The 8,796-nt window shown below is 45.1% G+C and carries 7 protein-coding genes and 1 tRNA gene; all 8 read left to right on the top strand.

Annotation, left to right across the window (positions count from 1 at the left end):
• Nucleotides 1-226: 226 nt before the first annotated feature.
• A tRNA-Ile gene (locus tag AB3351_RS22695) sits at nucleotides 227-300 on the top strand.
• 270 nt (nucleotides 301-570) lie between these two features.
• A complete protein-coding gene (hppD, locus tag AB3351_RS22690; RefSeq protein ID WP_371149387.1) occupies nucleotides 571-1,692 on the top strand; it encodes a 4-hydroxyphenylpyruvate dioxygenase in 1,122 nt (373 codons plus the stop codon).
• A complete protein-coding gene (locus AB3351_RS22685; RefSeq protein ID WP_371149386.1) occupies nucleotides 1,692-2,636 on the top strand; it encodes a fumarylacetoacetate hydrolase family protein in 945 nt (314 codons plus the stop codon). Before hppD ends, AB3351_RS22685 begins: the two co-directional genes overlap by 1 nt.
• 22 nt (nucleotides 2,637-2,658) lie before the next feature.
• Entirely contained in the window at nucleotides 2,659-3,765 is a 1,107-nt protein-coding gene (hisC, locus tag AB3351_RS22680) for a histidinol-phosphate transaminase (RefSeq protein ID WP_371149385.1), read from the top strand.
• A 15-nt stretch (nucleotides 3,766-3,780) separates the two neighbouring features.
• Nucleotides 3,781-4,941, top strand: a complete 1,161-nt coding sequence (locus tag AB3351_RS22675) for a homogentisate 1,2-dioxygenase (protein WP_371149384.1) — start codon at nucleotides 3,781-3,783, stop codon at nucleotides 4,939-4,941.
• A 13-nt stretch (nucleotides 4,942-4,954) separates the two neighbouring features.
• Complete coding sequence (locus tag AB3351_RS22670) at nucleotides 4,955-5,578, top strand: flavin reductase family protein (RefSeq protein ID WP_371149383.1); 624 nt, start codon at nucleotides 4,955-4,957, stop codon at nucleotides 5,576-5,578.
• Nucleotides 5,579-5,602: 24 nt separating this feature from the next.
• Nucleotides 5,603-7,039, top strand: coding sequence for an amino acid permease (locus tag AB3351_RS22665; RefSeq protein WP_371149382.1), 1,437 nt, complete (start codon nucleotides 5,603-5,605; stop codon nucleotides 7,037-7,039).
• A complete protein-coding gene (locus tag AB3351_RS22660) occupies nucleotides 7,039-8,796 on the top strand; it encodes an aromatic amino acid hydroxylase (protein WP_371149381.1) in 1,758 nt (585 codons plus the stop codon). Before AB3351_RS22665 ends, AB3351_RS22660 begins: the two co-directional genes overlap by 1 nt.

The following is an 8,796-nucleotide window of genomic DNA, read 5'->3' as shown; positions in this document are numbered from 1 at the left end:
GAGGGTTCAATTCCTTTCGCCGGCATCTCTTATTTCTACTACGTCGAATTACTTCGAAGCGAAAATAAGATCAGTAGTACTCGAAGAGTGCATCTTTTCATTCCTGCTACGTCGAGAGATTAGTATCATTTTAAAGAGTACATTATTTGTTTTGTACATGTTGTTTAATTGAACCACGTTGCGTTAGCAGGGTGTGTTTTTTATTTTTTATGACAAAGTTTATTCAGGGCCTATAGCTCAGTTGGTTAGAGCGCACGCCTGATAAGCGTGAGGTCGGCTGTTCGAGTCAGCCTAGGCCCACTACTGTAACAAGCCTTCTATACTTAGCGGACAAACACTCTCTTCAATGAAGAAGAGTGTTTTTTAATTTGTTTTATTGTCCAACTTGTTTTCCCTCCTACTAATCCCTATTAACACCATGTTTAACTTTAATGAAGTGCAGTATACATGCGTTAATGTAAGCGTTTGCAAGATAAAAATAAACATTGTATGATTTTAACTAATAAAATAAATCTAAATAAAAAAATATTTCCAACAATATATTATTTAATATACTTGGGAGGGAATTGCATGTCTAAAGAATTGTTTGATGCAAAAAAAATGGTGAAGGAAGAAATTTTCCCTGTACAAGATATTCACCATGTAGAAATTTATACCGGGAATGCGAAGCAAGCAGCATATTATTATTGTCGTGCGTTCGGGTTCAAAATGAAAGCATATCGCGGCTTAGAAACGGGCTGTCGTGACCGTGTGTCGTATGTAGTAGAGCAAGGTGCAATCCGTCTGGTCTTAACAGGTACTCTTGAGGATACAACAGATGTTGCTGAATTTATCAAATTGCACGGCGAAGGAGCCAAGGATATCGCATTAAAAGTTGAAAATGTGGAAGAGGCGTATAAAGGTGCGATTGCACGCGGCGCGATTGCAATCCGTGAACCATGGACCGAAAGTGATGAAAACGGTCTTATAAAAAAAGCCGTAATTGGTACATACGGAGATACGGTTCACACACTTATTGAGACAGCGGATTATAATGGAATCTTCCTGCCGGGATATCAGTCAACTGAATTCGATATTCCTGCTGCTTCTACTGGTCTTGTCGGTATTGATCATATTGTAGGTAATGTAGAGCGTATGGATGAATGGACTTCATATTATGAGACTGTATTTGGTTTTAATGTGTTGAAGCAATTTGATGACGAAGATATCTCTACGGAGTATTCCGCATTAATGTCCAAAGTTATGACAAATGGTACGGGTCGCATTAAGTTCCCCATTAATGAACCTGCAGAAGGAAAACGGAAATCACAAATTCAAGAGTATCTCGATTTCTATAAAGGACCGGGTGTACAGCACTTAGCACTTCTTACAAACGATATTATTTCTACCGTTACTGCTCTTAAGGAAAACGGAGTAGAGTTCCTTCATACGCCTGATACGTATTATGAAGAGCTATCCGGCCGTGTGGGAACGATTGATGAGGATGTTAAAAAACTACAGGATCTAAATATTCTCGTAGATCGTGATGATGAGGGATATCTCCTGCAGATTTTTACGAAACCGATCGTAGACCGTCCGACGCTCTTTATTGAAATCATTCAGCGTAAAGGGGCGCTTGGTTTTGGCGACGGCAATTTCAAAGCACTGTTTGAATCCATTGAACGTGAACAAGAACGTCGAGGAAATATTTAATGAAACTGATTAGCTATTACACACAGAAAAATAACATAAGAGCCGGATGGATTCATCAAAACAATATATATGATATGGAACAAACATATCGGGCTCTGATCGAAGCAAGAGGGGAAGACATTTCCCCTCCTGTTTCAATGCTCGATTATCTGAATCTTCCGCAAGATAAAAAACAATGGTTACTTACATCAGCAGACGCGTTTAAGCATTCTCTGCCCGTAATAGGTATTGAAAAAGACATTCGGCTTGCTTCTCCTCTTCCACGGCCTAATAGCTTTCGAGACTTTTATGCTTTTGAAGAACATGTTCGAAATGCACGTAAAAGAAGAGGACTGGATATGATACCGGAATGGTATCAGTTTCCGGTTTTTTATTTCTCCAATGCTTGCGCCATTAAAGGACCCGAGGAGCAGATAGAGAAGCCCGGCTATACCGAATGGTTGGACTATGAGTTGGAAGTAGCTTGTGTAATCGGCAAGGAAGGACGCAATATTAAGCGGGAGGAAGCGCTCGATTATATAGAGGGGTTCATGGTTCTTAATGATTGGAGTGCACGCGACGTTCAGCGTGAAGAGGTAAAAGTGGGACTTGGACCAGCGAAAGGAAAAGACTTTGCTACATCAATGGGTCCTTATCTTGTAACGAAAGAAGAATTGGAGCCATATCGTCAGGGTGAGCAGTATAACCTTGAGATGCGGGCATCAGTAAATGGCAAGCTTCTATCACAAGGCAATATGAAGACTCTATATTTCTCTTTTGCACAGATGATTGAACGGGCGGCAGAGGATTGCACACTCTATCCGGGAGACGTCATTGGCTCCGGTACCGTAGGCACGGGCTGTATTCTTGAACTTGGAGTTGAAACACACCGCTGGCTTCAGCAGGGTGACGTTGTAGAGTTATTCATTGAAAATCTAGGTATGCTTCGTAATGAAATCATATAAGAGCAGGGCGGAGGGCTGATAGATGACAACAGCAGGTCACCAGAAAATTATATCAAGGAAGCAGTTGGAGAACCTTGGTGTATATAAACCGGGCAAGCCGATTGAGGAAGTAAAGCGTGAACTTGGCCTCGATCGTATTATCAAACTTGCATCGAATGAAAACCCGTTTGGTTACTCGCCCTATGCAAAAGAAGCAATGATGCATGAGATGGAGCAGATTACCTTCTATCCGGAAGCAACCGCTCCTATGCTGGCACAAAAACTAGGAGAGAGATTTAGCGTACATCCGGAACAGATCATTATCGGAAACGGGTCTGATGAGATCCTGCACCTTATAACACGCAGCTACCTTCGCGAAGGAGACGAAGCGATTATGGCTGATGTTACGTTTCCACGATATGAGACAAACGTGCGAATCGAAGGAGGTATACCGGTAGTAGTGCCTCTTCTAGATGGCGTACATGATCTGGATGGAATGCTTGCCGCCATTACGGAAAAAACAAGGATGATTTTTGTCTGCAATCCGAATAACCCAACAGGTACTATCGTGGGGAGGAAAGCCTTGCAGTCGTTTATTGAACAGGTACCCGATTATATTCTTCTTGTGATTGACGAAGCGTATTTTGAATACGTAACAGATGATGATTATCTTAATACCGTTCCGCTGGTGGCCTCTCATTCGAACCTTATCGTTCTACGTACATTTTCTAAGATATATGGATTGGGGGCTCTTCGCATTGGATATGGAGTGATGCATCCGGCATTTGTAAGTGAACTGATGAAGGTTAAAGAACCGTTTAACACCAATCGACTGGCGCAGGCCGCTGCATTAGCCTCCTTACAGGATGAGGTATTCATTGATGAATGCAGAATACAAAACGATGCAGGGCGTCGTTACATAGAACAAGAAGTAAGCAAGCTTGGTCTTGACGCTTTTCCTTCACAGGGGAATTTTGTCATGGTGAAGCTGCCCTGTGCTGGGGATGAAGTCTTCCAAGCACTTCTGCATAGAGGCATCATTGTCCGTTCTGGCGGTGTCCTTGGAATGCCGCAGACGATACGTGTCTCGATTGGGACGACAGAAGAAAACGAAGCCTTCATTCAGGCGCTGCGTGACATCATGCTATGAAAAGGGGGATTTGGAATGCCGCATTATGTAAAGCTGGGAAACATCCCGCATAAACGCCATACACAGTTCCGTAAACCGGACGGTGGACTTTATTATGAACAGCTTATGGGTACAAAAGGCTTCTCAGGTATCCAATCGCTTATTTATCATATCAATCCGCCCACACAAGTACGGGAAGCCAAGAAAATAAAAGATATTGAGCTGGAATTTGAAGAAAGAGATGCGCTGAAGCACCGTCACTTCCGAACATGGAATACGGAAGCGGGCGGCGATTTCTATGAAGCAAGAAAGATTGTGATGGCTAATGATGATCTAAGTATCGGTGTGGCTCGTCCTACCCAGCAGATGTCCTATTACTATCGCAACGGAGAAGGCGACGAAATGCTATTCGTGCATGAAGGAAAAGGAAAAATCGAGAGTATTTTCGGAGAGCTGTCCTTTTATCCGGGTGACTATATTGTCATCCCGATTGGAACCACATATCGGGTTGTGCTGGAATCGGAGGAGGCACGTTTTCTCATTGTAGAATCCAACTCGGCGATCGTGCCGCCGAAACGCTACCATAATGAGTATGGGCAATTCTTAGAGCATTCGCCATACTGTGAGCGCGATCTGAGAACACCGGAGAAGCTTGAGCCAAAAGATGAAAAGGGAGAATTCGAAGTACGGGTGCGCGCCCAAGGCATGCTGACCTCGTATGTATTTGACTTCCATCCTCTAGATGCAGTCGGTTGGGATGGCTGTTTGTATCCATATGCATTCAGCATTCATGATTTTGAACCGATTACAGGTCGCGTGCATCAGCCGCCACCGGTTCATCAGACTTTTGAAGCGTGGAATTACGTAGTCTGCTCCTTTGTTCCACGTCTCTACGATTATCATCCGGAAGCAATTCCGGCTCCGTATGTGCACAGCAATGTGGAAAGCGATGAAGTATTGTATTATGCGGATGGAGACTTTATGAGCCGCCGTGGCATTGAGGAAGGTTCCATTACCCTTCATCCAAGCGGTCTTCCGCATGGTCCGCATCCGGGTAAGATGGAGGAGAGCATTGGCAAGAAAGACACGAAAGAGCTTGCCGTTATGATTGATACCTTCCGCCCGCTTCGCATTGTAAAACAAGCGCATCAATACGAAGACGCTGGTTATATGTACAGCTGGCTACCTCAAAAATAAAGGAGGGCTTTCGATGAATATTGAGCCAAGCAAACTGCCTTGGAATGAGGCATATAAGCTGATGATCGGCTCCATTCTGCCGCGTCCCATCGCATTCGTATCTACCGTGAACCAAGCGGGACAGGCAAATCTTGCGCCATTCAGCTTCTTTACAGCCATCTCTGCTGAACCTATGATGATCTGCTTCTCCCCCATGCGAAGAGGAACGGACGGCGCCCCGAAAGACACGCTTACCAATATTGAATTGACACGAGAATTCGTCGTAAATATTGTCGGTGAAAAAATCGTTCATCAAATGAATGACTGCGCGATCGAATATCCGTCTGATATTGACGAGTTTGAAGCCGTGGGTCTGAAAAAGGCAGATAGCCATATCGTAAAACCGCCTCGCGTGGCCGAGAGCGATGTCCAGCTAGAATGCGTTCTTCATGATGTGCTGCACTTTGGTGACAAGCCTGGTGCGGGCAGCCTGGTTATCGGTCAGGTTGTTAATATTCATGTGAATGATGATTTGTACTTTGACGGAAAAATTGATACAGAAAAGCTGCAGCCTATTGGACGTCTTGCAGGCCAGGTCTATACAAAAGCCGTGGCCGATACGTTCGTGCTGGAGAGAAAGAAGCAACCGATGAAGTAACAAAACTGCTGCAAGGAGAGACATATGGACTTATTTCGCAAAAAATCCATTAGTGATTTTACTGCTAAGAAGGAAGGGTCACTGCATAAAACACTTGGCGCTATGGACTTAACGATGTTAGGTATCGGTTGCATTATTGGAACCGGAATTTTCGTATTAACGGGGGTGGTGGCAGCGACACATGCGGGTCCAGCCCTCGTTCTCTCCTTTATTATTTCAGGTCTTGCCTGTGTATTTGCTGCTCTATGCTATTCAGAGTTTGCTTCTTCTATGCCGATAACCGGTAGCGCTTACACGTATAGCTATGCTACATTTGGAGAATTTATCGCATGGATTCTTGGCTGGGCCATGATACTGGAATATGGGCTTGCTGCCTCTGCTGTTGCCAGCGGATGGTCCGGCTATTTTCAAGGGTTAATCGCAGGATTTGGGCTTGAACTTCCTACAGCCATTACGAGTGCATATGATGCAGCGAAAGGTACCTATATCGACATACCGGCGATTGCGATTGTGTTGTTGATAACGTTTTTGCTAACAAAGGGTATTCGTGAATCAGTCAAGGTAAATAACATTATGGTGGTCGTAAAGGTTGCTGTCGTCCTCTTGTTTATTGGGATTGGCGTCTGGTACGTTAAGCCGGAAAATTGGACGCCATTCATGCCGTTTGGCTTTTCAGGTGTAGCTGCTGGAGCTGCTAGTGTGTTTTTTGCCTATCTTGGATTCGATGCTGTTGCTTCTGCGGCAGAGGAAGTGAAGAACCCGCAGCGTAATATGCCCATTGGCATTATTTCCTCGCTTGCTGTCTGTACCGTGTTGTATATTATTGTTTCTTTAATCTTAACGGGAATTGTTCCATTTGCTCAATTGGACGTTAAAAATCCGGTTGCATTCGCTCTTACCTATATTCAACAGGATTGGGTTGCGGGCTTCATCTCGCTTGGAGCCATTACAGGAATGACTACCGTTCTGCTCGTTCTTCTTTATGCACAGACACGATTGTTTTTTGCGATGAGCCGAGACGGATTATTGCCCAGGATGATGTCACGGATCAATTTGTCTACAAAAACACCGGTAACGAATACATGGATGACAGGAATTCTTGCGGCGATGTTTGGGGGATTAATTCCGCTGCATAAGCTCGCTGAATTAGTCAACATCGGGACCTTATTTGCCTATCTGGTAGTCTCAGTGGGTGTGCTGGTTTTGCGCAGAACGCAGCCGAACCTGCCTCGTGCTTTTAGAGTTCCTCTCGTCCCGCTTATTCCTATTCTTGCGATTTTATTCTGCGGTTATTTGATGGTCAGCCTGCCTTCCGTTACGTGGGTTGGATTCTTCGTATGGCTGGCACTTGGAACGATTGTATATTTTGCATACGGCTACAAGAACAGTGTGCTATCAAGGCAAGGAGACGTGTCAGTAGAAGACGAAAAAGCATATAAAGCGAAAGAGGAGGTTTTATAATGAATATTCCTTCTCACCTGCGTGAGTTTGTCGTAGATCAGGAATATGAGAAGTATACACCGATCAATCAGGCGGTTTGGCGCTATGTCATGCGTCAGAACCGCGCATTTCTAGGCGAGCGAGCACATGCTGCTTACATTGATGGTCTGCAATCAACAGGTATTGAGGTAGAAGAAATTCCGCGTATTGAGTCTATGAATGAGCGCCTCTCTAAATACGGGTGGGGCGCAGTGACGATCGACGGGTTCCTCTCGTCTGCTGCATTCATGGATTTTCAGGCACATGGGATTTTACCAATCGCAACGGATATTCGTACACATGAACATATTGCATACACCCCGGCACCTGATATTCTGCATGAGGCGGCAGGACATGCGCCCATTCTTAAAGATGCAAAATATGCTTCCTATGTGAAGCGTATAGGCGCATTAGGCACGAAGGCCATGTCAACAAAAGAAGACTATGATGTATATGAAGCGATTCGCCATCTATCGATGGTAAAGGAAGATCCGATGGCTACGCCCCAGCAAATCGAAGAAGCAGAGCTTCGGCTCAAGGAAGTGCAGGATGCGGTTACTGAGGTGTCGGAGATCCAACTAGTATCCCGCCTCTATTGGTGGACGGTTGAATATGGCCTGATTGGCAGCATGGAAAAGCCGCAGATTTATGGAGCAGGCTTATTGTCTTCTGTAGGGGAAAGCAAGCATTGTCTAAAGCCTGATAGCAAGAAGCTGCCTTTCTCACTTGATGCATGTATTGAGACCGGATACGATATTACGGATTATCAACCCCAACTATTTGTGTGCCGGAATTTTGATGAACTGATTGAAGCGGTAGATGAGCTGGAGAAACGCCTTGCCTGCTCGATTGGTGGTACGGAAAGCCTTGTAAAGGCACGTAGATCTGAGAATCTTGCTACAGCTGTCTATAGCTCAGGCCTTCAAGTTACAGGGGTGGTAAACGGACTTGAATATGATGACAACGATGAAGCGGTGTATCTTCAACTTAAAGGACCTTCCGCACTCGCAGTGGAAGATACAGAGATACAAGGACACGGGAAGGATTACCATAAAGACGGATTCGGCTCTCCAATTGGACGTTTGCGAGGAGAGGCAACCCCGCTTGAGCTATACACTGACGAACAGCTGACAGCACAAGGTATCGTAGAGGGTCAGAGCGCATCGTTGGAATTTGAATCTGGCATTCATGTATCGGGGCTGGTCCAATATATTAAGCGCCACAAAGAAAAGATTATTCTTATCGGTTTTGATCAATGTAGCGTAACGAATACAGACGGCAGGACGTTGTTCGATCCGGCCTGGGGTGTTTATGATATGGCAGTTGGAGCGAGCGTTGTGTCCGTATTCTCCGGCGCTGCTGATAAAGAGGCGTTCTCGGCGCATACTGATAAGAAGTCCGCTCTTACTAGAGTACGCCCACAATGGAGCGAGCGTGAGCGCAAGCTGCATGATTTATATCAGAATGTACGTAATATTCGAGAAACAACTATATCAGGAGAAGAAACAGAACAAAAGCTTCTTGCGATTGCGGATATATTAGACGCCGAATATCCGCAGGATTGGCTGCTGCGTCTTGAAATCCTAGAAATTCTGGATAGTAGGGGCGTTGCTGCACAACTGGAGGCGGCACTGCGCCAACAACTGGCAAAGCTAGCTGAACGCGCGGAGAATACAGAGCTGATCACAAATGGCTTGGCCCTTCTTGGGGCTTCTGATTCGTCTGAGCAGCTTGCATGA

The organism is Aneurinibacillus sp. REN35, assembly GCF_041379945.2.
GTDB lineage: Bacteria > Bacillota > Bacilli > Aneurinibacillales > Aneurinibacillaceae > Aneurinibacillus.
The sequence above is the reverse complement of the archived record's forward strand: the minus strand, read 5'-3'. Positions and strand labels throughout refer to the sequence as shown.

What these genes read in the sequence shown, in the direction of transcription:
- hppD (WP_371149387.1), top strand. Translation starts at nt 571, where the DNA reads ATGTCTAAAGAATTGTTTGATGCAAAAAAAATGGTGAAGGAAGAAATT.
- AB3351_RS22685 (WP_371149386.1), top strand. Translation starts at nt 1,692, where the DNA reads ATGAAACTGATTAGCTATTACACACAGAAAAATAACATAAGAGCCGGA.
- hisC (WP_371149385.1), top strand. Translation starts at nt 2,659, where the DNA reads ATGACAACAGCAGGTCACCAGAAAATTATATCAAGGAAGCAGTTGGAG.
- AB3351_RS22675 (WP_371149384.1), top strand. Translation starts at nt 3,781, where the DNA reads ATGCCGCATTATGTAAAGCTGGGAAACATCCCGCATAAACGCCATACA.
- AB3351_RS22670 (WP_371149383.1), top strand. Translation starts at nt 4,955, where the DNA reads ATGAATATTGAGCCAAGCAAACTGCCTTGGAATGAGGCATATAAGCTG.
- AB3351_RS22665 (WP_371149382.1), top strand. Translation starts at nt 5,603, where the DNA reads ATGGACTTATTTCGCAAAAAATCCATTAGTGATTTTACTGCTAAGAAG.
- AB3351_RS22660 (WP_371149381.1), top strand. Translation starts at nt 7,039, where the DNA reads ATGAATATTCCTTCTCACCTGCGTGAGTTTGTCGTAGATCAGGAATAT.